Annotated in this window: 19 protein-coding genes; 12 read left to right on the forward strand and 7 right to left on the reverse strand. The window is 43.9% G+C overall.

What is annotated here, in order from left to right:
- Nucleotides 1-64: 64 nt before the first annotated feature.
- Nucleotides 65-1,306: an NnrS family protein gene (locus ACMFL8_RS05600; RefSeq protein WP_413190316.1), complete on the forward strand. Its 1,242-nt coding sequence runs from the start codon at nt 65-67 to the stop codon at nt 1,304-1,306.
- 70 nt (nt 1,307-1,376) lie between these two features.
- Nucleotides 1,377-1,889: an Rrf2 family transcriptional regulator gene (locus tag ACMFL8_RS05605; RefSeq protein ID WP_194619934.1), complete on the forward strand. Its 513-nt coding sequence runs from the start codon at nt 1,377-1,379 to the stop codon at nt 1,887-1,889.
- Between the two features lie 88 nt (nt 1,890-1,977).
- Here the strand turns inward: ACMFL8_RS05605 and ACMFL8_RS05610 are convergent, their stop codons facing one another.
- From ACMFL8_RS05610 to ACMFL8_RS05620, 3 genes are all read right to left on the reverse strand, one after another.
- Nucleotides 1,978-2,724 carry a hypothetical protein gene (locus ACMFL8_RS05610; protein WP_194619932.1) on the reverse strand — a complete coding sequence of 249 codons (747 nt, stop codon included), beginning with the start codon at nt 2,722-2,724 and terminating at the stop codon, nt 1,978-1,980.
- 333 nt (nt 2,725-3,057) lie between these two features.
- Nucleotides 3,058-3,813, reverse strand: a complete 756-nt coding sequence (locus ACMFL8_RS05615) for a hypothetical protein (RefSeq protein WP_413190317.1) — start codon at nt 3,811-3,813, stop codon at nt 3,058-3,060.
- Between the two features lie 146 nt (nt 3,814-3,959).
- On the reverse strand, nt 3,960-4,946 hold the full coding sequence (locus tag ACMFL8_RS05620) for a dienelactone hydrolase family protein (RefSeq protein WP_413190318.1): 987 nt from the start codon (nt 4,944-4,946) through the stop codon (nt 3,960-3,962).
- A gap of 601 nt (nt 4,947-5,547) precedes the next feature.
- Here ACMFL8_RS05620 and ACMFL8_RS05625 point away from each other — a divergent pair.
- From ACMFL8_RS05625 to mmsB, 9 genes are all read left to right on the forward strand, one after another.
- Nucleotides 5,548-6,681, forward strand: coding sequence for an MFS transporter (locus tag ACMFL8_RS05625; protein WP_210540830.1), 1,134 nt, complete (start codon nt 5,548-5,550; stop codon nt 6,679-6,681).
- Between the two features lie 209 nt (nt 6,682-6,890).
- On the forward strand, nt 6,891-8,561 hold the full coding sequence (locus ACMFL8_RS05630) for a fatty acid--CoA ligase (RefSeq protein ID WP_413190319.1): 1,671 nt from the start codon (nt 6,891-6,893) through the stop codon (nt 8,559-8,561).
- 245 nt (nt 8,562-8,806) lie between these two features.
- Nucleotides 8,807-10,852, forward strand: coding sequence for a propionate--CoA ligase (locus tag ACMFL8_RS05635; RefSeq protein ID WP_413190320.1), 2,046 nt, complete (start codon nt 8,807-8,809; stop codon nt 10,850-10,852).
- A gap of 161 nt (nt 10,853-11,013) precedes the next feature.
- Nucleotides 11,014-12,402 carry a GntP family permease gene (locus ACMFL8_RS05640; protein ID WP_413190321.1) on the forward strand — a complete coding sequence of 463 codons (1,389 nt, stop codon included), beginning with the start codon at nt 11,014-11,016 and terminating at the stop codon, nt 12,400-12,402.
- Between the two features lie 506 nt (nt 12,403-12,908).
- Entirely contained in the window at nt 12,909-14,393 is a 1,485-nt protein-coding gene (locus ACMFL8_RS05645; protein WP_189584786.1) for a CoA-acylating methylmalonate-semialdehyde dehydrogenase, read from the forward strand.
- 176 nt (nt 14,394-14,569) lie between these two features.
- Nucleotides 14,570-15,730 carry an acyl-CoA dehydrogenase family protein gene (locus ACMFL8_RS05650; protein WP_010201119.1) on the forward strand — a complete coding sequence of 387 codons (1,161 nt, stop codon included), beginning with the start codon at nt 14,570-14,572 and terminating at the stop codon, nt 15,728-15,730.
- Nucleotides 15,731-15,835: 105 nt separating this feature from the next.
- The gene (locus ACMFL8_RS05655; protein WP_210540662.1) at nt 15,836-16,618 is read left to right on the forward strand and encodes an enoyl-CoA hydratase; all 783 of its coding nucleotides are present in this window, start codon (nt 15,836-15,838) and stop codon (nt 16,616-16,618) included.
- 57 nt (nt 16,619-16,675) lie between these two features.
- Nucleotides 16,676-17,908, forward strand: coding sequence for an enoyl-CoA hydratase/isomerase family protein (locus tag ACMFL8_RS05660; protein WP_413190322.1), 1,233 nt, complete (start codon nt 16,676-16,678; stop codon nt 17,906-17,908).
- Between the two features lie 140 nt (nt 17,909-18,048).
- Nucleotides 18,049-18,984, forward strand: a complete 936-nt coding sequence (gene mmsB, locus ACMFL8_RS05665) for a 3-hydroxyisobutyrate dehydrogenase (RefSeq protein WP_210540660.1) — start codon at nt 18,049-18,051, stop codon at nt 18,982-18,984.
- A gap of 90 nt (nt 18,985-19,074) precedes the next feature.
- Here mmsB and ACMFL8_RS05670 read toward each other — a convergent pair whose 3' ends face one another.
- Nucleotides 19,075-19,833 (reverse strand): IclR family transcriptional regulator, encoded by a 759-nt coding sequence (locus ACMFL8_RS05670; RefSeq protein ID WP_194619914.1) that lies wholly within the window; start codon nt 19,831-19,833, stop codon nt 19,075-19,077.
- 590 nt (nt 19,834-20,423) lie between these two features.
- On the opposite strand from ACMFL8_RS05670, the gene ACMFL8_RS05675 reads away from it, so the two are divergent.
- The gene (locus tag ACMFL8_RS05675; RefSeq protein WP_194619913.1) at nt 20,424-21,296 is read left to right on the forward strand and encodes a hypothetical protein; all 873 of its coding nucleotides are present in this window, start codon (nt 20,424-20,426) and stop codon (nt 21,294-21,296) included.
- Between the two features lie 120 nt (nt 21,297-21,416).
- Here the strand turns inward: ACMFL8_RS05675 and ACMFL8_RS05680 are convergent, their stop codons facing one another.
- The 3 genes from ACMFL8_RS05680 to ACMFL8_RS05690 all read right to left on the reverse strand — a co-directional run bounded on the left by ACMFL8_RS05680 (nt 21,417) and on the right by ACMFL8_RS05690 (nt 23,714).
- Nucleotides 21,417-22,211, reverse strand: coding sequence for a 4'-phosphopantetheinyl transferase family protein (locus tag ACMFL8_RS05680; RefSeq protein WP_210540659.1), 795 nt, complete (start codon nt 22,209-22,211; stop codon nt 21,417-21,419).
- Nucleotides 22,212-22,383: 172 nt separating this feature from the next.
- On the reverse strand, nt 22,384-22,902 hold the full coding sequence (gene pal / locus ACMFL8_RS05685; protein ID WP_201592843.1) for a peptidoglycan-associated lipoprotein Pal: 519 nt from the start codon (nt 22,900-22,902) through the stop codon (nt 22,384-22,386).
- A gap of 170 nt (nt 22,903-23,072) precedes the next feature.
- Nucleotides 23,073-23,714: a DUF6231 family protein gene (locus tag ACMFL8_RS05690; RefSeq protein WP_413190323.1), complete on the reverse strand. Its 642-nt coding sequence runs from the start codon at nt 23,712-23,714 to the stop codon at nt 23,073-23,075.
- Between the last annotated feature and the right edge of the window lie 454 nt (nt 23,715-24,168).

Here is a 24,168-nt window from a genome sequence, read left to right on the forward strand (position 1 = left end):
AGTAAAGTTCATTTAAAATGAATGTTATAATTAAAGCCATCTATATTCCTCTAAGAAGATGGCTATGCAATCTATCACGTTACCTAGCAAACCACCAAGCTCTCCGCATCCTATCCTTAATTTGAGCTTTCGCATATTTTTTAGTGCAGCTGCGCTATTTGCCGTAGTAACGATGCTGCTATGGGCGTTTGTGTTCACTGGTCACACGGAAATCGATGCACAGGTATTGAATCCGTTGTATTGGCATGGTCACGAGATGATTTATGGTTATGCACTCGCAGTGATTGCTGGGTTTTTGCTAACCGCGGTGAAGACTTGGACAGGGGTGATGATGCCGCATGGTTATTCGCTACTGGCAATCTTTACTTGTTGGTTGCTGGCGCGTTTAGGATGGTTGGCTTTTGGGCTTGGTGTCGCTATTGCGGGGAGTAGTGTGTGGTTACTATATGCAGCGGCACTATTTGATATGTTGTTCATCGGAGCGATGGCCTTTGTCATATGTCGTGCAGTGCTACAAGTTAAGCAATACAAACAAATGGGAATTTTGGCAAAGCTGGCGCTATTAACACTGGGCAACGGGCTGTGCTATTGGGGCATTATTAGTGCTGATATGGCCATTACCAGAGTAGGTATATATCTAGGCTTTTACTTAATCATTGGTCTGGTATTGACCATCGGGCGACGGGTAGTTCCTTTCTTTATTGAGCGCGGATTAAGTGGGGGTGGTACAGACAATGTAACGCTACGAAATAGTAAGACTCAAGATATTGCCAGCTTGGCTTTTTTGTTCGCTTTTTTTATGGCTGATTTGTTTTATCCTAATAAGTACTTGCTGACGATCACAGCACTTGGCGTAGCCGTGGTCAATATCATTCGTTTACTAGGATGGTATAATCGCGGTATTTGGCAAAAGCCATTGTTGTGGTCATTGTATATTGCGTTTTTAGGAATGTGTCTGAGTTTCTTATTGTATGCATTACAGCCTTGGCTAGGTTATCCGCACAGCATCGCTATGCATGGACTGGCAATTGCTGGTGTTGGTATGATGACCGTGGCGATGATGACTAGAGTATCGCTTGGACATACGAGTCGCAGTATTCATCAGCCACCAAAAACGGTAAACGTTATGTACGGTTTGATGGTATTGGTATTTATCAGCCGAGTGCTATTACCGCTGGTCGATATGAGTCATTATCTAGCATGGATTATGGTGGCTCAAAGCGCGTGGATTGCTTGCTTTGTATTATTTTGCATCAGTTATTTGCCGATGCTGACACGACCGAGACCAGACGGCTTATTTGGGTAATGTGCTTTAGCTCATCAATGTTGAAACCGTAAAATTTTAATACTCTCAAAACAGACAGGAGCGTGAATCAATGCGATTAACCAATTATAGTGACTACGCACTGCGCTCATTAATTTATTTAGCAGTGAAGCCAGATCAGCACTCATTGGCTAATATCAGTGACATAGCAGACAGCTATCATATTTCTAAGAGCCACTTAACTAAGATTATTCATCAGCTGGGTCAGCTCGGGTACATTGATAGCGTCCGTGGCAAAAATGGCGGTATTCGGTTGGCTTACGCTCCAAAAGATATTAACTTAGGCGTATTGATTAAACAAATTGAACCAGATTTTGCGTTGGTAGAATGTTTTGCCGCGCAGTTGCCCAATACCGAGACAAAACCTCATTCAATAGGCTTACCCATCACCTTGGTAGCGGAATCAGCGCCGACGCCTACTTTGGGCTGTGTAATTAGTCCAGTCTGCCAATTAAAAGGGGTGTTTTTTGAAGCGCTCACTGCTTTTATTACCGTGCTTGAGCGTTATACGTTGGCAGATATCATCAATAATGAGGATGAGCTGGCGACCTTGTTATTTCGATGAGGTTATAGCCACCTCAAAACATAAAAAAAGGCTACCAGAATGGCAGCCCTTTTTTTCACAAAATACGTCGGTCAAAATACGTTACAAGCTATGATTTTTCTAGCTTTGGACGTGCTTTATCAATGGCTTTTAGCAGTGCTTTTTCAAACTCACCTTCTTTAAATCGAACCAGATAAGAATGCGCTGCGCAGAAATTGCGAACGTCGCGCCACTCACTTGCCAAGTTGGTCGCCCAATCGCAATAGTGTGCACCAGCATTTGGCTCGTTTGTGAGGGCTTTTTTGGTAGTAGGGTGCAATATCAGCTCAGGTAATACTGCCTCTAGTAATTTCATTGGGGGACTCATAAAAGTGTCATCAACGTGTAAGCTCTGGCTGGCAGGGTGATAAGCCAATAAAGAACCTGCATGGATCATCTCGTTAGGCGAGATATAGTGGACACCTTCAGATAACGAAAATTTTAATTCAGGGTAGCGCTGTGCCACCGCTTCGCTCTCAACCAAATCCTCTGCCCACTTAATCTCTGGCATTTTTTTATGATGACGGCTGCTGCCATACATAGTGGCTTGCGGAAAGTCTTTTGCCATTTGTGCACAGCTCACCGTGTGGAAAGGATGAACGTTAAGTACCGCTTCGACATCTTGACCATTATTGGTTAGTGCCATGACTTCATCTCGAACGTCACCCGTCAAGGCGTAACTGTCCAAAAATATAAAGCGTCCCGATGCCAGCTTGACCAGTGAGCATTGAGTGCCGATATTTAGCACGCCACCAATACGGAATGTTCCGCGTATGTTCCAAAATCCTGAGCCTAAATCTATAATTTTGTCTGTCATAAATATTGTTCCTTAATTGATCAATGATGAGGTGTAGCAATTTAATAGGGTAGTTATGGGTGACTATAAAAACAGTAAATCACTAAATATAAGCAATTAAATATAAGTCACTAAGTTTAAGTCACTAAATATAAGCAACTGTAAATACCAAGATATGGATAATGACGTATGACAGGCGTAAAGTCTGTTATAAAAAAGATGTCAAAGACGGCAATATCCCATCGACACCATAAGTTCAATAGAAATTGTGATGAACCACCCATATTTTTTCAGCGTTTTTTGATGTTGATAGCTTTTTTACGCTTGTGATTTATTATTGTTTCTTGGATTTGTTTAAGTCATGCAAGCTTTTTCAAGCTCAGGACGGGCGCTGTCAATAGTTGCTAATAGCGCTGCTTCAAATTCACCTTCTTCAAACACTACCAAACCTGAATGCGCACTACAAAAGTTACGCACGTCATGCCAGTCATGCGCCAAGTTGATGGCCCAATCACAATAATCTTTGCCAGCATTTGGCTCATCTTTGAGTGCTTTTATGGTTGTAGCATGTAAGTTTATACTTGCTTGTACCGCATTAAATCGCTTCGAAGGTGGGGTCTCGATGGTATCGTCGACATACAGACTTTGGCTGGCAGGATGAAATACCAAAAGCGAGCTTGAGTGCACAGCGTCATCAGGGGCAATATAGTGAATGCCTTTTGGCAATGAAAATTTAAGCTCAGGATAACGCTCGGCGACCGCTGTACTTTCAACGTAATCTGCGCTCCAATTCACTTCTGGCACTTCCTTATGGTGACGTGCACTGCCATAAAATAGAGCATGTGGAAAGTCTTTTGCTACTCGCGCACAGTGCACCGTATGAAAAGGATGCACGTTGAGTACCGCTTCTATGTCCTGCCCATTATTGGTCAGCGCCATCACCTGCGCGCGGACCTCCCCAGTGAGCGTATAACTGTCCAGCAGCACAAACTTTCCAGAGGATAATTTTACCAATGCTGATTGATTGCCTATATCAATCATGCCTTGTCTCACGAACGAGCCGCGAATATTCCAAAAACCTGCACCCAAATCATGTATCTGGTCTTTCATTGTAGACAGTCTCCTTTAAGTCATAGCCAGTTTAAAAGTCATCGCTAAATTTAAATTTTCTTAAGCCATATTAAGTTTTCTTAAGTCATAATAGTACGCAAATAAAGGAGTAATTAAAGCAAATGTCACCATTCCTATACACCGCTTTACGAACAGTCTTTATAATCATAAGCAGAGATACGTGGGCTTTTGCTGTAGTTTTCGTTGGCACATAAAAATTTATCGAAGCGTGTGTCATTATTGATATAGCGCTGCATCCACGCGATACCAGGCTTACTCAGCAGTATCTCGTTAAAGCGGTAGGTTGGACAAAAATGACTGCCATTGTCCACCTCAATTTTCATCTTGGGGCCGGTGGCATTATGATAAAAAACGTTGGTATATTTCTCATTAGTGGCAATACGGTCACGCTCGCAGGCGATGACTAAAGTTGGTGTCTTTACCTCACCATAGCTTTTGTCATGATAGGGTGCGAGTGGCATAATGGCTCGTACTGTGCTGCGCTCCTTTGCTAGCTTAAGCGCACCGCCACCGCCCATAGACCAGCCGATAGCGCCCAATCGCTTAGGATCTATCTTATTGCCAACGGTATCATCAGCGATTATGTGGTCTAGTGCGGCATTCAATTGAGTAGCTCTACTATTCGGATCGTCATAGATAGAGTTGGTATCGATAGTGATAACGACGAATCCCCAAGAAGCCAAACGCGGTCCCCACCATTTGATAGCAGCCTCGTAAGACACGTAACCTGGAACCACAGCGATAGCACCTAACAAGCCGCAACCGATAGCATCGGTTGGGTAGTGAATCGTGCCACCACCGAAGCCCTTTGCTGATTGGCGCGCAACGTGTTTGGTACTGACAGAGAAGGGGCCGTTATCACGAGTATCAGAAAGCGCCGCTGCTGTGATTGCGCTATCAGCAATACAGTTTGATGGCACTGTTGGTAATGTTGGTAATGTTGGTAATGTTGGTAATGTTGGTAATGTTGGTAATGTTGGCACTGTGGGTAATGCTTCGTTTGCTGAAATAGTCGTGGTTTCTGATAAGCTGACTTCAGCCAAAGTTGGCATAGAAAAAATCAGCGCGCCTATGGTGATAGTGGCTTTTTTAAGCCAAGCATTTTTTATCATGATAAATATTCTTTTAAGTGAAAGTCGTGTACTTGTGCTGAGCGGCTTATTTGTATTGTTTTATCTTATACTTAAGGCAAAACAATAGTAGACATTAATCTTGTCATTGTCAAAGTTGTGCGCTGTCTGCACGGTATCGAATGCGACTAGGTAGCAGTGCAAATTTAAAAGGTAAAGCGAGGCTGCTTTAAAGAAGTGAATTTCTATAGATGACGTGGGCATCATAGACATAAAATCGTCGGTATCTATTGGTTAAATAACAAAGCTAATGTAGTGCCAATAACACATCTAGAACTGAGTATATGGCTTGATGTGATAACATAAACCGCTTGTCTTTACGATATGAATGTATCATTTAAAGAGACTGTCTTACCTTCTGGATTTATCGTGCAACTAGATTTATTGTGCAGCGTGTTTAGAACATAGCTCTGTCACCCGTCTCTCATCCAAGCCAATAACAGGTGTGTATCACTGTCGTGGCATAACCAATAAAGTCAGCCTTCTTGTGAATCATTCTACCGACCAGACCCAAAATACCGTCCCACAGCCTTCTGTCTCACCAAATCATTCAACGTCATGGGTTTTAAAGCTCACTTTTGGCTTGATTGGCATGTTCGCTTTTTTACAAGTGTATTCTATTCAAGCGGTGCTACCCGTCCTGATGGTAGATTTTGCGGCGACTGAAGTGCAAGCCGGTATGATCGTTGGGGCAACCGTGTTGGCAATCGCCATCATGTCACCGTTTTTGGGCATGCTCTCTGATGCGGTCGGGCGTAAGTCATTTATCGTTGGTGCTTTGCTATTTTTAGCGATACCGACGGCGCTCATTGCGCAAAGCCCTAGCATTGGTTGGATGGGTATATGGCGCTTCATACAAGGACTCTCTGTGCCCGGTATTACCGTGGTGACCATTGCCTATATCGGAGAAGAGTTTGAGGGTCGGGCTGTCACTGAGTTGATGTCATTTTATGTCTCAGGTTCGGTATTTGGCGGCTTTATGGGACGGTTTTTGCTCGGGCATTTACACGAGCTTATCGGCTGGCGTGCCGGCTATTATGTGATGGCAGCGATGACGCTGATAGGTGCGCTCTGGGTCGGTAAAATGCTACCCTCATCGCGTCACTTTGAGGCCAATCCGAACTTTCGCTCAGCGATACAGACGCTGGGTGAGCATTTGACCAATCGTTACGTCGTGACTGCCTGTTTGCTTGGTGCTTGTGTATTATTCTCATTAGTTGGCTGTTTTACCTTTATTAATTTGCACTTAACAGGCACGCCATATGAGCTCGGTACGGGTGCGCTGGCCAATATTTTTGCGGTGTACTTGATTGGGGTAGTCATTACGCCATTGTCCTCTACATTGCTACGTCGATTTGGTTCAGCACGAACCGTTCGGGTGGCCGTTATTGTGTCGATATTTGGGATGTTATTGACGCTGGTGACGCCACTTTGGGGTATTGTCGTAGGACTGGCGATTATGTCCTCTGGCGTGTTTGTCACTCAGGCGGCAACAATTAGCTATATCGCGGTCAATGTCAAAAAAGGTCGCTCACTGGCTTCTGGCTTATACTATATGGGCTATTATGCAGGCGGCACCTTAGGGGCATGGCTATGCGGGATAGCGTACGCGCGTGGTCAATGGTCACTTACCGTATGGCTGTTATTATTCGTGCAAGTATTGGCATTATCGGTCGCTAGTTTTGGCATGATAAAAACCAAACCCCGAACCACTTAACCTATATATAGCCCGTCAAATATGACATAAAAATCACAGCTACTATCTTAATACTTACGTAAGCAGCCTTTACATGGTTGAGGTTTTTTCTTACTATCATTACAAGGTTTTTCGAGCATATTTTTTATTAAAATAATAATTTCAGTTCGCCTCAAACCCTTTAATAGCCATTAAAATTACTGTAAATAATTAACAAGGACGTCAGATTTATGTCAAATATCTATCACAGTGCGCCAGCTGCTTATGAGTTCCCATTACTGATTAAGCAGTTGTTAAACCGTGCCAAAACTGTCTCACAAGATCAAGAAATCGTTTATGCAGATAAAAAGCGCTTCACTTATAAAGATCTGTTTAATCGTATCAATCGCTTGGCCAATGTTTTAGCCGACCTGAATCTTGCTACTGGTGATGTGGTTGCCGTCATGGATTGGGATAGCCATCGCTATTTAGAATCCTACTTTGCGGTGCCGATGTCGCAGTATATTTTGCAGACCGTCAATATCCGTCTATCACCAGAAAAGGTGCTGTACACCATCAATCATGCAAAACCAAAAGTGCTGATGCTGAACTCTGAGTTTGCCGCACTGGTGAAGGATTATCAGTTTGAAAACTCCAGTATCGAGCATATTATTTGGCTAGATGACAACGGCATGACGGTAGAAGGCGTTTTTGGTGATAACCAAAGTCGCGTAACGGGTGAGTATGAGGCATTGCTAGAAGCCGCTGATGACACTTTTGAGTTTCCAGATTTTGATGAAAACACGATTGCGACGACTTTTTATACCTCAGGCACTACAGGCGATCCAAAAGGCGTGTTCTTTAGTCATCGTCAGTTGGTACTACATAGTATGGCAGAGGCCGCCACACTGGGTATGTTGCCGAACAAACAAGGCGTGAGTAACGGCGACGTTTATATGCCGATGACGCCGATGTTCCATGTGCATGCATGGGGTTTTCCGTTTACCGCGACCATGGTCGGTCTCAAGCAAGTCTATCCGGGACGCTATGCGCCTGATACTTTGCTCGATTTAATCATCAACGAAAAAGTTAGCATCACCCATTGTGTGCCGACGATTCTGCAAATGGTACTCAAAGAAGCGCAAGATCGAGGTGCCAGTTTTAATGGTCTAAAAATGATCATTGGTGGTTCAAGATTGACCGAAGGGTTAGCAAAATCTGCATTGGCACAAGATATCGAAGTCTATACGGGCTACGGTATGTCGGAGACAGCGCCGCTCATTAGCCTGACAGAATTTAGCCTCAACGAGCCAGAAATGACGGAAGAAGAAGACATCGCTCGCCGTTGTATGACTGGTAAACCAGTGGTTATGGTGGACGCCCAGATATGGAGTACGAATAATGAGCCAGTTGGCACTGGTGAAGAAAATACTGGCGAGCTGGTATTACGCGCACCGTGGTTGACCCAGAGCTATCTAAAAAATGATGACGCTGGCAAAGAGCTGTGGGAAAACGGCTATATGCATACTCAGGATATCGCCTATGTACGCCCTGATGGCTACATTAGAATCACGGACCGTCTAAAAGATGTGATTAAATCAGGTGGCGAGTGGATTTCATCATTGGAGATTGAGACGATTTTGTCGCTGCATCCATCAGTGGCTGATGTGTCGGTCATTGGCGTTCGTGATAAGCAGTGGGGTGAGCGTCCATTGGCATTAGTGGTGCTCAAGCCTAACGCTCAAGAGACCAAAGTCGAAGATATCAAAGCCATTGCTGAAAAAGCGGTAGAGCGCGGTATCATTCCTAAGTATGGTGTGCCCAGTCAGTTCAAGTTCGTTGATGAATTGCCCAAAACTTCTGTAGGCAAGCATGACAAAAAAGTCATGCGTGAGATGTATGCTGATCAGACCGAAGTATAACTTTACGTGTCTCATTATCTAAAGTCGTTAGCTGTTAAAGTATTTAAATGTTCATTATGATCGAACAGATTAAACGCTTAACAGTTGACCTTTATTGTTAGCTCTGCTACATTTTAAACCGATACATTATGTATCGGTTTTTCAGTTCTGGCACGGATGACCAGTACCTCATTACGATATTGTTTATCACAACTATATTCAAAACTATATTGCATCATATCTTGTTTACGCTAAGGACAGCTATTATGAGCGACCCAATCAACAACCAAGTGGCAACCGAACTTTCTGAAAATGGCCAAACTCCAGCCACTCAGACCCCGAGCTTTGCTGATATTTACAACAGCTCTATCAACGATCGCGAGCAATTCTGGGCAGAGCAAGCGAAACGTATCTACTGGCATAAAGAGCCGGAACAAATCCTTGATGACAGTAATTTGCCGTTTGCTAAATGGTTCGTCGGCGGTGAGACCAATCTCTGCTATAACTGCGTCGATCGCCATCTGCCTGATCGTGCTGAGCAAGATGCTTTTATTTGGCTGTCCTCAGAGATTAATCAAGAGCTAATAGAAACCTTTCCCACCGTGGCTGATGCTTTTAGCGATTTGGGCAATAACGTTGAGTTCTATACAGACTATACCAAGCGTCGCCTAACCTATAATGACTTGTATAAAGAGGTCAACTACTTCGCAGATGTGCTGCAACGTCATGGTGTTGGAGAGGGCGATCGAGTCATCATCTATATGCCGATGATTCTGGAAGCCGCTTATGCCATGTTGGCTTGTGCGCGTATCGGTGCCATCCATTCAGTGGTATTTGGTGGGTTTGCCGCGCACAATTTAGCCATTCGTATGGATGATGCCGAGGCAAAAATGGTCATCACGGTCGATGCTGGTCTGCGCGGTGGTAAAGTTATCAATTACAAAAACCTTGTCAATCAAGGGGTAGAGCAAGCGACAGCCAAGCCTGAGCATGTATTGGTCGTTGATCGTGGTATTTTACCTTTTGCAGCGCAAGCGATAGATATCGATTATGCGACTGAGCGCCGCATCAGCTGCGAGGCCAATGCCATCGTTGATCCCGTATGGTTAGAGTCCAACACCCCATCGTATTTACTTTATACTTCTGGTACGACTGGTACGCCAAAAGGAGTGCAGCGTGACACGGGCGGTCATGCCGTGGCGTTAACGACCTCGATGGACTATATTTATGATGGTAAAGCTGGTGAGACCTTTTGGGCAATATCCGATATTGGCTGGGCAGTGGGTCACTCTTATACTATTTATGCGCCATTGCTGGCAGGTATGACCAGCGTTATGTACGAAGGTCTACCGCATCGTCCCAATCCGGGCATCTGGTGGCGTATCGTTGAGGCCAACAAGGTGAATATTCTTTTCACCGCGCCTACAGGTGTGCGTATGCTCAAAAAGCAAGATGAAACTTGGATGACACGCTATGATGTCTCTAGTCTTAAATCTTTCTTTTTGGCCGGTGAGCCGCTTGATCAGTCCACAGCAGATTGGTTAAAGAAACATCTGGGCGTGCCTATTTTAGATCATTACTGGCAGACTGAGTCCGGCTGGCCCATTCTAAGCAATACCCCAAAATTTGATGATAAACCGCACAAACAAGGCTCACCTGGTTATCCGATGTATGGCTATGATGCGCATGTGATCAATGAAAAAACAGGCGAGCGTTGTGCTGCAGGCGAAAAAGGCTTGCTGGCAATTACTGCGCCACTACCACCTGGCTGCCTGACAACCGTATGGCGCAACGATGAGCGCTTTATTAGCAGCTACTTTAGTTTAGCTGATGGCAATGAGTACTCTACATCAGACTATGCCGTAACTGATGAGGATGGTTGCTTTTATATCCTCGGCCGTACCGATGACGTCATCAATGTCGCTGGTCATCGGATTGGTACTCAAGAGATTGAGGAGGCGATTAGCACCCATCCTGAGATGGCTGAGTGTGCTGTTGTGGGCATTCATGATGAGCTCAAAGGCGAGTTACCCATCGCGTTTTGTGTGCTAAGAGACCACACCCAAGTGGCCACAACCGAAAACCGCTTTCGTCTTGAACAACAAATCATTGGTGCAGTCGTCAAGTCGCTTGGCGGCATTGCGCGTCCAGCAGCGGTTTATTTCCCGCAATCAGTACCAAAGACCCGTTCTGGTAAAATACTACGCCGTGCCATACGTGCGCTGGCCGAAAACAAGCCCACAGGAGATATGTCAACACTCGACAATCCAGCAGCGATTGATGCGATTAAGCAGTCTATGAAAGATTATTAGAAAATAATCACCCTAGGTCTTATTGGTTAGAGTGTGCTAGATATTCAAAAATAGTCTCTGTCGGAGCTATGGTCGAATATCTGGCACACTTTAAGAGAATACCCAATTTTACCCAGTGCATTTCTACGACTTATTCGTTTGCGTTAAAGGAAGTTGCTGTTATGGATATTTTTGCCATTGTATTGTCTTTGGTATTGTTAATGTATTTTGCTTATCGAGGAGTGAGTGTTTTAATACTAGCCCCTGTTCTTGCTATTTTAGCTGTTGTTCTAAGCGGCGTTGGCAGTCAAAGCATGGGAATGTATACCCAGATATTTATGGAGGGGATGGGCAGCTTTGCGGTTAAGTATTTTCCCTTATTTTTACTCGGGGCTATTTTTGGCAAGCTGATGCAAGACTCAGGCTATGCTTATGTCATTGCCAAAACTTTAGTGACAAGATTAGGAGACAAGCATGCCATGCTATCGGTGGTATTGGCTTGCGCTATTCTTACTTATGGCGGGGTATCCGCTTTTGTGGTTACTTTTGCCATATACCCGATTGCCGCTGCTTTGTTCAGACACGTCAATATTCCCAAAAGATTGATACCGGGTGCGATTTGTATTGGTGCCTTAACACTGACCATGACCGCATTACCGGGTACCCCTTCAATTCATAACGCTATTCCCATGCCTTACTTTGAGACAGATGCGTTTGCAGCCCCTGGATTAGGCATTATTGCCGCAATAATTATGCTGGGTGGCGGTATGTTATGGATGAGTCGCCAACTTCGTATTGCCCGTGTGAATAATGAAGGGTATGGCAATCATACTTTAAATGAACAAGACAGCCCTTCGAACAACGATATACCCAATTTCTGGCTAGCACTATTGCCCATTGTCATCGTCATATCAGGCAATTATGTCTTTTCAAAGATCATAATACCTTTGTGGAGCAACAGCTACTTAGCTGATGAAAAATTTGGAGGGGTAGAACTAAGCTCGGTCATTGGTATTTGGTCCATAATTCTATCGTTGGTTTTGGCCTGTATTTTTGTTATGGCATTTAATTTTAGAAAAATGGACAGTGTAAAAGAAAGTTTAAACAAAGGCGCTATGGGATCTTTACTGCCGATTTTTAATACGGCATCAGAGGTGGGCTATGGGTCTGTTATTGCGACGCTTGCAGGCTTTGCCATTATCAAACAGTACCTTATGGGGTTTGCGCCAGGCAATCCATTGATATCTGAAGCGATCATGATTAATGTTTTAGCGGGTATCACAGGATCAGCGTCTGGTGGGTTGGGTATTGCCTTAGAGATTATGGGCGCAAGTTATATGCAATTAGCAGAGCAGTATAATATTGACCCTGAACTGATGCATCGTATCGCTTCTTTAGCGGCAGGTGGGCTGGACTCATTACCACATAACGGGGCCATCATAACCATGCTCGCTATTTGTGGGCTCACCCATAGAGAGTCCTATAGAGATATCTTTGTGACGGCTGTCCTAGTCCCATTGATAGCACTAATCACAGTGATTACCTTAGGAACAATGTTTGGGTCGTTTTAATACTTTGTAGAATGATAGTTTGTTACCTAGAAACAAGGTAAACGCTTTAATTTATATATAAAATTTGTTTATATTGCTACTTATGTTGTTTTTTACTCATATTTCACCTTTGAGCTCATGGACTCTCATGGGCTTTTTTTGTTCTTAAATTTTACTCTGCGTTTTTAAGTTAGCGATAAATAATGGCTGATATAAATTTCTGACATTTATGTCTAACATTCAGGTCTAGCGTCCATATTTACCGTCAAAAATACCACTCGGAAGGCTAATAGACTTTTACCAGCGCCCATACTAACAAGGATATTTTTCTTTAGAAGGAACTCCTTTACTAAAACTTCAACAAAGCCCTTGACCCTAAAATTGTTTTATTGTTATAGTCAATAACGATACGTAATAAATCATTTTATAATTAACGTGATTTGTAGCAACCTATGAATTTTTAATCCTCCTCATAACTATAAAGACACCGTTACGCGGTAGTCTCGCAAACAAGATAAGGATATCTTATGCACCACGTTCAGCAGCTCATCAATGGCCAGTTTGTTGATTCTAATACCAGCGAGTGGATTGATATCACCGATCCTGCCACCCAAGAAGTCATCGCTAAAGTCCCGCAGACCACAGATGATGAAATCAATCAAGCCGTTGCTGCTGCCCAAGCGGCTTTTCAGACTTGGCGCAAAACACCGATTACCACTCGTGCTCGTATCTTTTTAAGATACCAAGCGTTGATCCGTGAGCATATGGATGAACTGGCAGCAATCTTGACCGCTGAACAAGGCAAAACGATTGCAGACGCTCGTGGTGATGTATTCCGTGGCCTAGAAGTGGTCGAGCATGCCGCAGGTATTGCGAATTTACAGGTTGGCGATTTCGTTGAAAACGTGGCCTCAGATGTGGATACCTACAGTATTTGGCAGCCACTTGGTGTCTGTGCAGGCATTACACCCTTTAATTTCCCAGCGATGATTCCGCTTTGGATGTTCCCGATGGCGATTGCTACGGGCAATACTTTTATTTTAAAGCCTTCTGAGCAAGATCCAATGGTCACCATGCGTTTGGTGGAGCTGGCAGTCGAAGCGGGCGTACCCGAAGGTGTGCTAAACGTGGTACATGGCGGCAAAGCGACCGTTGATGCTATTTGTGACCATCCCGATATCAAGGCGGTTTCTTTTGTTGGATCAACCAACGTCGGCAAACACGTCTACGAGCGTGCCAGCAAATCAGGCAAGCGTGCCCAGTGTATGATGGGTGCCAAAAACCATGGCGTTATCTTACCTGATGCCAATAAAGAGCAAACACTTAATCAACTAGCGGGTGCCGCCTTTGGTGCTGCTGGTCAACGTTGTATGGCGTTGTCAGTCGTGGTGTTAGTCGGTGCTGCTGGTGAGTGGATTGATGACATTAAAGCCAAAGCAGAAGGCTTAATCGTCTCAGCTGGTAAGCATGATAAAGATTTAGGCCCGCTGATTTCTCCTGCCGCCAAGGCTCGTGTTGAGCATTTGATTGGTACGGGCGTAGAAGAAGGCGCTAGTCTGTTGCTTGATGGTCGCGGTATCACCGTCGAAGGCTATGAAAAAGGCAACTTCGTCGGGCCAACTATCTTTGATAATGTCACAAGCGATATGCAGATTTATAAAGAAGAAATTTTTGGTCCAGTGCTTTGTATTATGCGTGCCGCCAGCCTTGATGAAGCGATTGAGCTGCTTAATGCCAATCCACATGGTAATGGTACGGCTATCTTTACCCAGTCAGGCGCTGCTGCACATAAATTCCAGCAAGACATTCAGGTCGGTCAAATCGGTATCAACTTGCCGATTCCTGTGCCGCTACCAATGTTCTCATTCTCAGGCTCACGTGCCAGCAAACTTGGTGATCTTGGTCCTTATGGTAAGCAAGCCGTTCAGTTTTATACTCAGACCAAGACGGTAACTGCGCGTTGGTTTGATGATGAGGCGAGCCGCGGCGTCAATACCACTATTTCAATTTAATCGTTAATCCACTATACGTGTGGTATAGCGCCAATCATATTTAATATGTTTTTTAATATCAAAGCATAATTTTGTGATGGTCGTTATGCCACTGCTATACTGTATAAACGATATTAAACGAATGACTCATCAAACCTGAGTCACCATATTTGCTTTGCAAGCACAAGGATGATCTTATGGATTTCTCATTGACAGACGACCAAATTGCCTTTCGCCAAACTGCCAGACAGTTTGCGCAAAAAGAGCTAAAGCCAAATGCCGCTGAGTGGGATCGCACCTCACATTTCCCAGTCGATGTTATCAAAAAATCAGGTGAGCTTGGGTTTTTGGGACTGTATACCAATCCAGACTATGACGGTTTAGGATTACCGCGCTTAGATTCTGCTATGGTTTTTGAAGAGTTGGCATGGGGTGATACGTCCGTGGCGGCTTATATGAGCATTCATAATATGGCAGGCTGGATGATCGGTGAATATGGTAGTGATGTCCTATGCAAAAAATATTTGCCGAAGATGGTCAGCGGTGAATGGCTGGGCAGCTACTGCTTGACAGAAGCTAATGCTGGTTCTGATGCAGCCTCATTGCGTACCAAGGCTGATAAGCAAGGCGACCATTATGTGCTTAATGGTGAAAAAGCCTTTATCTCCGGTGCTGGTGAGACTGATGTCTTGGTAGTGATGGCACGGACAGGTGGCGCAGGGCCAAAAGGCATCTCAGCATTCGTTATCGATGCGCATAGCGCTGGTATTGAATATGGCAAAAATGAGCATAAGATGGGCTGGAAAGCGCAGCCAACGCGAACCATTAGCTTTAAAGACGTCAAAGTGCCAGCAGAAAACTTAATAGGCGAGGAAGGTCAAGGCTTTCGTATCGCTATGAAAGGTTTAGATGGTGGACGTATCAATATTGGTATCTGTGCAGTTGGTACGGCACAGTCAGCGCTAGAGACCGCAACCAATTATGTGCAGGAGCGTAGTCAATTTGGTAGCCAGATTGCAAGCTTGCAATCAGTACAGTTCAAGCTTGCTGACATGCTGACGCAAACCATTACTGCACGGCAAATGCTGTATTTGGCGGCTAGTAAAGTCGATAACAATGATGGACAAGCGTCTACCTACTGCGCCATGGCAAAGCGTCTCTCGACTGACCTTTGTTTTGATGTCGCCAATGAAGCACTACAGCTACACGGCGGATATGGCTATCTAAATGAATATCCACTTGAGCGCCATGTGCGAGATTTGCGTGTGCATCAGATTTTGGAAGGCACCAATGAGATTATGCGAGTGATTGTCTCGCGTCAGCTATTACAGGACGATGCGTTGGATCAATTACGTTAACTGCATTAGTCAGCTAATCTGATTTAGCTATGATTAGCTGCAGCTTTTGTACCTAGCGCCTAACCAATAAACCATACCAAATTCAGATAAAATAAAGGACTATTTATGACGGATTATACCAATCTCAAGTTATCGATTGACGGTCATACTGCTACTGTGACATTGAATAACCCGCCAGCCCATACATGGACAATGGATAGTCTGCCAGCGCTAAAGCAGCTGGTGACTGATCTTAACGCCAATGATGATGTTTATGCCTTAATTATTCATGGCGATGGTGAGAAGTTCTTTTCAGCGGGTGCGGATTTAAACAATTTTTCAGATGGTGATAAAGGCCGAGCAATAAGCATGGCCATCGCTTTTGGCGACGCGTTTGAAGCGTTGTCGGCTTATCGCGGTGTCAGTATCGCGGTTATCAATGGCTATGCCATGGGCGGCGGACTTGAGTGTGCGTTGGCATGCGATATCCGTATCGCAGAAGCACATGCACAGATGGCCTTACCAGAAGCTGGTGTTGGTTTATTGCCATGCGCGGGTGGCACACAGAATCTAACAGCTTTAGTGGGTGAAGGTTGGGCAAAGCGCATGATATTGTGCGGCGAGCGCGTTGATGCAGATACCGCATTACGTATCGGCTTGGTTGAAGAACTCGCTGCTAAAGGGGAAGGGCTACAAGCAGCACAAGCATTGGCGCAAAAAGTCGCTAAGCAATCACCCGTTGCCGTCAGTTATTCTAAAACACTTATCCAAGCCGCTAGAAATACTCCGCCTGCGCAAAACCTTATCCATGAGCGCGAAGCTTTCGTGAAATTGTTTGACACCAACGATCAGCGCGAAGGGGTACAAGCATTTTTAGAGAAGCGCAAACCTACGTGGCAAAATAAATAGTCTGTAGGCATGTCTTGATATTTACTTTACTCATTTTAATTTTGGTAGGTCTCTTTTATGACAGCAGCAACAGAAAACACAGAACAAGCAGCGCCTGTATTGTTTAATACTGAGCCGACAGAGTGTGGCCATCTCATTGGTATCATGACGTTAAATACCCCAAAATCACTCAATGCCTTAAGTGTTGAGATGTGTCAATTGTTATCACAACAGTTAGAGCAATGGCAAAGTGATGAGCACGTAGTGGCGATACTATTAAAAGGAGCAGGCGATAAGGCGTTTTGTGCTGGCGGGGATATCCGCAAGCTTTATGACAGTATGTCGGAAACTGCGCCAATGCCAAACCCTTATGCCACTGAGTTTTTCAGCAATGAATATCGTCTATACCGCCAAATGCACTTTTATACTAAGCCACTAATACTATGGGGTGACGGCATTATTATGGGCGGTGGCATGGGATTGATGTCAGGTTGCAGCCATCGTCTGGTCACCGAGCGTACCCGCTTTGCGATGCCAGAAGTGACTATTGGACTGTTCCCCGATGCTTCTGGCAGTTGGTTTTTACAGCGTATGCCAGCCAAAGCAGGTTTGTTCTTAGGACTAACGGGTGCGATGTGCAATGGTAACGACGCAATGTTGGCTAACCTTGCAGAGTATGCTGTCGCCAGTAGTGATTATGATGCCGTCATACAAAGTTTAAAACAGAGCGATTGGCAGGTTGCAGCTAGTAGTACGGATAAATGTGATAACAATAGCGCCTACAGTATCGTTAGCCGCGCACTGGCAGCACAGCCTGTTGCCGAGTTGCCTGCGAGTAAGCTAGCAACATACTGGCAGCCTATCCAGCAGTTGATGAATAGCGGCGGTCTAGGCGATATTGATGCGCTCCTACAAAGCGACGAGGCATTGGCAAATCTAGATGCAAACTTTGCTGATGATAGCTGGACGCAGCGAGCAGTGACCACTTATCGCCAAGGTTGCCCAGTGACCGTTGCTTTGACCTATGCGCTTTATCATAAAGTCACAGATTTATCGATAGAGCAGGTTCTATATTTAGAAACCAATGTGGCGGTACATTGTGCGGCCAATCCTGACTTTAGAGAAGGCGTACGTGCGCTATTGATTGATAAAGATCGCAATCCGCAATGGTCGCGTTCATTAGCCGACTGTCTCAGTACCGAAGGTCAGAATTACATTCATCAGCACTTTGTGAACCCTTATTCTAAAGGCGAGCATCCCTTGGGCGATTGGTTGGGTGATGAGGCAGCAGGCAATCAGCTGGTGCGTTAAAGACTGCATGTGTCAATTCAATATAAATATTAAATATAAATTAAACTCAAATAAACAGCATACAACTATATATGTAGCATTATATGTAGCAAGCAATGCCTGCACGTATGATCAATACTTAACCATCAAGGAATGATGAGATGAATACAAAGGATGTAAATGCCACCAGTAGCGATACTACTAAGCCAAATATCGCCTTTATTGGGCTTGGTAATATGGGCGCACCGATGGCAGAAAACTTGTTAAAAGCAGGTTATGCGTTATCTGTCTATGATTTGTCTGAGGACGCGACTCAGCGCTTACAGCAAGCGGGTGCTAGCGTGGCGGATAGCCCGAAAGATGCTGCAAACAATGCCCAAGTCGTCATTAGTATGTTACCAGCTGGCAAGCACGTCCATTCTGTCTATCTTGGAGATAGTGGTCTGCTGGCGAATTTACCAAAAGGCACCTTGGTCATCGATAGCAGTACGATAGCCGCAGCTGATGCAAGGACGGTAGCAGAGGCGGCAAGTGAGCTTGGCATCGACTTCCTAGATGCGCCAGTCTCAGGCGGTACGGGCGGCGCTATTGCAGGCAGTTTGACTTTCATCGTAGGCGGCAGTGCTGATGCGTTTGCCAAAGCAGAGCCAATACTAGCCGTTATGGGCAAAAACATCTTTCATGCAGGTGACCACGGTGCCGGACAAGTCGCAAAAATCTGTAATAACATGCTGTTAGGTATTCTCATGGCAGGGACGGCAGAGGCGATCAATTTGGGTGTCAAAAACGGCTTAGACCCTAAGGTGCTGTCAGATATTATGCTACAAAGCTCAGGTCGTAACTGGACACTAGAAGTCTATAACCCTTATCCGCAAGTGATGGAAAATGTGCCATCCAGTAATGGTTATAAAGGCGGCTTTATGAGTAAGCTGATGCAAAAAGATCTGAATCTTGCGATGCAAACCGCTCAGGACACCAATGTTGAGACACCAATGGGTGCCAAGGCGACAGAGCTGTATGAAGCTCACACAGTAGAGAATGGTGATAGGGACTTTTCTAGCATCATGGGTCGTCATGACGCATCGTTGCTGTCTTAGAAATACCAAGACTTATAGATAAAAAAAAGGTCTGCGCTAGTATTATAGCGCAGACCTTTTTTTTGAGTTTGGTTTTGATTGTCAATGTTGTTAACTTTGTAGGTCATATACTAGCGTCTGCACATCCTGCGCGGCTTTTCGCAGTCGTGGTACATGGGTCAACAGCTCGTCTAGCGACACGCGTATGGTTGGTGCGTGCAGATATAATGAAGCCAGATAGCGTGACTTCTTGTCCAATATAGGCACAGCGACTGCCACCATCTCAGAGATAAACTCCTCATTGTCGATGCCGATACCAGTATCAGCGATACGATCAAGCTCAGCATTCAATGCATCAATATCGGTGATAGTGTTTTTGGTGAACTTATCTAGTGGCAAACCTTGCAATATTTTATGACGGCTAGTATGAGACAACTGGCTCAAATATAGCTTACCTGTCGCTGTACACCACATGGGTGATTTTGCCCCTACAGGGAGATAAATCTGCAATGGTAAGGTCGTTTGTGCACGGTTGGTATAAATCATATCCATATGATAGGGAATACCAATCCCGCAACTTTCTTTAATTTCGTTAACCAGCTTTTGCAGGATCATCTGCCTTTCATTAAAGAACAGTCGTTGTTGCCAGAGCTCAACACTCAGATTACGTACCCGCTTACCAGGAATAATACCGCCACCAATATCAACGGTCAAAAAACCATCATCAACTAAGTTTTGAATTAATCTATGGATGGTCGGTTTAGGAATGTCTAGTTCCTGTGAGAGCTCAAGTGGAGAAAGCGGTTTTGAAGCATAGGACACCGCTTCTATGATTTCTAGTACACGGGTAATCGACGATACTTTAGGCATATGTATGGCTCAGTAGGAGTAAAGAAATAAAGCAGACAGCATCACAAGATTTTCATAAATAAGATAAATAGTGACATTACTGACGTTCTATAACAAATCTATCATAACAACTAATTTAGCATAATATTCGGTTGAGGCAAGCGTTAGTCTCGTTATATGAGATCATTTATATCGTTTTATTTGTTAGCGTGAATTTTTATATAAGTAATAAAAGATACGTCAACTCACAAATCACAACAAATGGTAGTAATAAGCTAACTAACTACTATTGAGTTGGTTCAGCGGCTCATTCATCATAATGACATATTTTGTAATACCATCACATGAATATTAAGCCAGCTGATATTCATGTCTGTGCTCTTGAGTTACTTTGAGAGCGTTGTGTAACAGGAACATGAAGTTTTGCGGGTTAGTGTAGTAATTATTACAATTTCTATGCAATCTTTACATAATGGCAAATAAAAAGCGCGTCAATAGGGGTGACTTTTTGAGTCAAAATTGTTTTAATCTGCTCAACAAAATGGTGGTTTAAAAAAAGCTAAATTATCATTTTTTACGGGCGAGTTATTTCACACTTTAGGAGAGTAATTATGAAACTTATTAAATTATCTGCAATCTCTGCTGCTATCTTAGCATCAACTGCGGCTCTAGCTGCTGAACCTGTTATCGTTGTTGATAGTGCTGATGCCGTCGTATACGAAGCTGAGCCTGTAGCTGTTGCTTACCAAGCTGAGCCTGCTTATGCATACAATGCTGATGCTGGCATAGTACGCAACACGACTGGTGCAGTTGTTGGTGGTACTAAAACTTTCTTTCAAACAGCTGTTAATCCAGCCGCTGTTAGTGCTGAAGTTGGTACACTAGGTTATGGCGCTAACGTTGCTTGGGCAATGAATGACAAAACTGAACTACAAGCCGGTTGGGCAGGTGGTGATGTAGCTGACCTTTTCGGCGGTGATTTTGACGCTGACGACGTAAACTATGAAGTTGATGCAGATTTCAGCAACCCGTACCTAGGTGTTCAATACCGTCCTGTAGCTAACTGGTTCACTATGGGTGCTGGTATCATCGTTCCTGACAACGATATCGACGTAACTGCTAATGCTGATGGTGATTTCTTCGAGCTTGACGGTATTCAATACAATGCTGCTCAAACTGGTAACTTAGAAGGTAGCTTAGAGCATCGTAACAAGCTAGCACCTTATGGTACTATCGGCTTCCGTCCTAACATCGGCAACAATTGGGGTGTATTCGGCGAAATCGGTGCAGCATATATGGGTAAAACAGATGCTAAGGTTCGTTCAACTAACCCAGATGCAGACGTAAATTACACAGATGAGCAAGGCGTTACTCAAACCATCAAAGGCAGCGAAGTTGCTAATATCGCTGAGCAAGAACTTGAAGATAAAGATTGGTTAGAGTGGTTCCCAATTGTTAAACTTGGTGCAACTTACCGTTTCTAATCTAATCACAGTCTAAGCACTGTATTTAGATTAAGCGTAAAAAAAGGCGACCTTCGGGTCGCTTTTTTTCGTTTAAAATAAAGAGGAAGTATTATCTGCGGAGATTGTTGCAAATATTATTTAAAAAACAATAACAGTTTGCTGAGAGGGCAAAACGACAATATGATAGTTAGCCTTATTATCGCTGATGACAGATAAAGCAGTATTTTCATTGATGATGTTGATCAGGCTAGGTATTAAGTAGGAATAATCTATTCCTAAGCCTTGTGCCAACTTATACTGATAAACCTTGATAAAACTTTCTTTTATTTGCCATAGCAGTTTAGTGAGAGCATTACGCTCACTTTTGGGTAATGCTTGTAATGCAGCAGTTTCATGAGGATGATAAAAACGCTGCGCCACATGCCATGCAACCTCATTGGTTTCTATATCGATCCCCACGGCATGATGATGACTGATGACTACTGCGATATAATTGCTTGGGGTTATATTATTGTTATGCTCAGAATCTTTACCGCTATCACTTCGATGACCCATATCTGTATGACTGAAACATACATAATGTTGACTCTCAACCAGTCGATAGGGGAAGCTTGATTCATTTAAGATATCAGTGATTTCTAACTTATTGAGTAAGGCTTTTAGCAGTAACCGAACGCCTTTACGCTGCCGTTGACGTTGGTTGTGAGCAACTTCTTTTACGGATAACTGGCTTTGCAAGGGATAGTAATACCAGTTAATACGAGGTATCTTATGAAAATCCGTATCTAAGGTATGGGAAACTGATAAGCGTGTCGATTTACCCCATATAGCTTTAGTGTTTACATACAGCGGTTCGCTCACCTGTGCGGTTGCGCACCATGTCATCGGATCGAGCTGGGTGTACTGAATATGAGTTAACGGTAAGGTTGGCATTGTTTATATTTAATAATCATTAATGGGTTAGCTATTTTTAGCATAAAAAGCTTGGAAATGAGGGATTCCGTTATCTTAGCGCAATAAAAACTCAAAAGCCCAGCAATATTAATATTACTGGGCTTTTATAAAGCGAATGACGCTTTATTGATTGTTATCAGTTGTACCGGTTTTAGTAAGACAATTCAGCACGGCGATTCTGTGCATAGGCGTCTTCAGTATTGCCGGTAGCAGCAGGACGCTCTTCACCATAACTGATGACACGGATATTGTTAACAGCAACACCTTGAGCAGCAAGGTAGTTACGTGCTGCTTGGGCACGACGTTCACCAAGGGCGATATTGTATTCACGGCTACCGCGCTCATCGGTATGACCAGCGATAACAACACCAGCGGCTGGGTTTGAGCTCAACAAGCCTGCGTGTTGGTTCAAGACGCTTGCCGCTTGTGAGGTGATTTCACTGCTGTCAAAGCCAAAGTAAACAACCGCTTGCAGATTCTCAGCACCAGTAATAACCGCGCTTGAATTATCTACAATCACGGCACCGTTGTAGCCGACTTGGCCACCTGGGATGCCTAATGGCGCAACCACGACTTCAGAAGTAGTACGTTTAGTCGCACAACCAGTGGTTATTGCAACGGCGCTTGAGAGTACAGCGAGGACAGCGATCTTAGAAAAACTGATTGACATGATGAGCTCCTGAAATTTTAATAAAATTTGTTGTTCTGAACTGCTAATGATAAAAATTAGGCAATTATCATCTATCATATACTAAATGTTACTTTATGTAAGTAGTATTACTGTAAACAATCTATAAATTACATAACCGGCTCTACAGTATTCAAATAACCTTTCGACTTCTACCAGCGATGCTTGCCCCAGTTTTCAGGATTGGCCCAGTAGTCAGCGTTCAGCCAGTTGGGTAATTGCTTATAGTCGTACAAATTAAACTGCCATAGTGTTGGTAATGAGTCAGTTGACGAAGAGGCATGAATAGCATGGCTACCAGCGTCTTTCAAAGAAGGTTCGCTTAAAATATCAAATGGTGTAAAACCATAAGCTTTTAAGTCTAGGGTGCTATCGAGTGCAATCAGTAGGTGCGCGGCATAAAGATCACGATAGCGCATGAGCAATGGGATATATTGGGGCAGCAGCTCTGCTGATAAGGTTGGTAGCCAAAAGCAAGCGAGCTCATAACGTTCAGGGAGTTGCTGCTGGGTGAGTTCTGACAACGTTGATAAATGTGTTTTCCCTTTTTTATTATCGAGATTTTTTAGGGATGTTTGTAGTGCCAAACGTTCAGCTTTATCTTGCACAACCCATAACAGCTCGGAGCTATCATCGGAGCTACCATCAGAGCTATCACTAGTCTGTCTAATAGCAGTTTGCTCAGGTGTTTCTGGTGTGCCTACCTGTATTGCTAACGATGGCAATAGTACATCAATGTAATCCATCAAAAGTGGTAAGGTAATGGTTGCGCGACTAGTAGGTTGCGTTGTCATAAAATAGGCCGTTTATCGATTGTTGGTGATCAGTGCCTCTATTAAATCATTTTCATTGATACTATCCAATTGATGATTGACGTTTTTGATCTTTGTTTTGGATGATAGGCGTAATAATCTGAAGGGCGGCTCTTGAAATTTGGCTGTTTAGGTCAATGTAGCTAGGGCGTGTCATCATTTAGATTGTGAGGCTTAAACTGAGGAAAATTGCAGTCAAACAAGAAAGGAATTGCCATAAATATGAATATATTGACAAGATTGCTGACGATGTTTGGCAAAATTTATCTATTTTAAGACCACTAAATATATCAATGTGCTAATTGATGATAGGCCCTAAATGTCGCTATCATTCTAACAATCATAAAAATTGTGCTAATTGATTACCCGTTACAACGTAATTTATCATGCTTTTTACCATAAATAATAATAGGAATCCCTATGTCTACTGCTGAAA

It is taken from the genome of Psychrobacter sp. AT9 (assembly GCF_047272965.1).
Taxonomy (GTDB): Bacteria; Pseudomonadota; Gammaproteobacteria; order Pseudomonadales; family Moraxellaceae; genus Psychrobacter; species Psychrobacter glaciei.

Bases quoted from the DNA above. Each gene is read 5' to 3' on its own strand.
- ACMFL8_RS05600 (WP_413190316.1), top strand. From the start codon at position 65: ATGCAATCTATCACGTTACCTAGCAAACCACCAAGCTCTCCGCATCCT.
- ACMFL8_RS05605 (WP_194619934.1), top strand. From the start codon at position 1,377: ATGCGATTAACCAATTATAGTGACTACGCACTGCGCTCATTAATTTAT.
- ACMFL8_RS05610 (WP_194619932.1), bottom strand. From the start codon at position 2,724: ATGACAGACAAAATTATAGATTTAGGCTCAGGATTTTGGAACATACGC.
- ACMFL8_RS05615 (WP_413190317.1), bottom strand. From the start codon at position 3,813: ATGAAAGACCAGATACATGATTTGGGTGCAGGTTTTTGGAATATTCGC.
- ACMFL8_RS05620 (WP_413190318.1), bottom strand. From the start codon at position 4,946: ATGATAAAAAATGCTTGGCTTAAAAAAGCCACTATCACCATAGGCGCG.
- ACMFL8_RS05630 (WP_413190319.1), top strand. From the start codon at position 6,891: ATGTCAAATATCTATCACAGTGCGCCAGCTGCTTATGAGTTCCCATTA.
- ACMFL8_RS05635 (WP_413190320.1), top strand. From the start codon at position 8,807: ATGAGCGACCCAATCAACAACCAAGTGGCAACCGAACTTTCTGAAAAT.
- ACMFL8_RS05640 (WP_413190321.1), top strand. From the start codon at position 11,014: ATGGATATTTTTGCCATTGTATTGTCTTTGGTATTGTTAATGTATTTT.
- ACMFL8_RS05645 (WP_189584786.1), top strand. From the start codon at position 12,909: ATGCACCACGTTCAGCAGCTCATCAATGGCCAGTTTGTTGATTCTAAT.
- ACMFL8_RS05650 (WP_010201119.1), top strand. From the start codon at position 14,570: ATGGATTTCTCATTGACAGACGACCAAATTGCCTTTCGCCAAACTGCC.
- ACMFL8_RS05655 (WP_210540662.1), top strand. From the start codon at position 15,836: ATGACGGATTATACCAATCTCAAGTTATCGATTGACGGTCATACTGCT.
- ACMFL8_RS05660 (WP_413190322.1), top strand. From the start codon at position 16,676: ATGACAGCAGCAACAGAAAACACAGAACAAGCAGCGCCTGTATTGTTT.
- mmsB (WP_210540660.1), top strand. From the start codon at position 18,049: ATGAATACAAAGGATGTAAATGCCACCAGTAGCGATACTACTAAGCCA.
- ACMFL8_RS05670 (WP_194619914.1), bottom strand. From the start codon at position 19,833: ATGCCTAAAGTATCGTCGATTACCCGTGTACTAGAAATCATAGAAGCG.
- ACMFL8_RS05675 (WP_194619913.1), top strand. From the start codon at position 20,424: ATGAAACTTATTAAATTATCTGCAATCTCTGCTGCTATCTTAGCATCA.
- ACMFL8_RS05680 (WP_210540659.1), bottom strand. From the start codon at position 22,211: ATGCCAACCTTACCGTTAACTCATATTCAGTACACCCAGCTCGATCCG.
- pal (WP_201592843.1), bottom strand. From the start codon at position 22,902: ATGTCAATCAGTTTTTCTAAGATCGCTGTCCTCGCTGTACTCTCAAGC.
- ACMFL8_RS05690 (WP_413190323.1), bottom strand. From the start codon at position 23,714: ATGACAACGCAACCTACTAGTCGCGCAACCATTACCTTACCACTTTTG.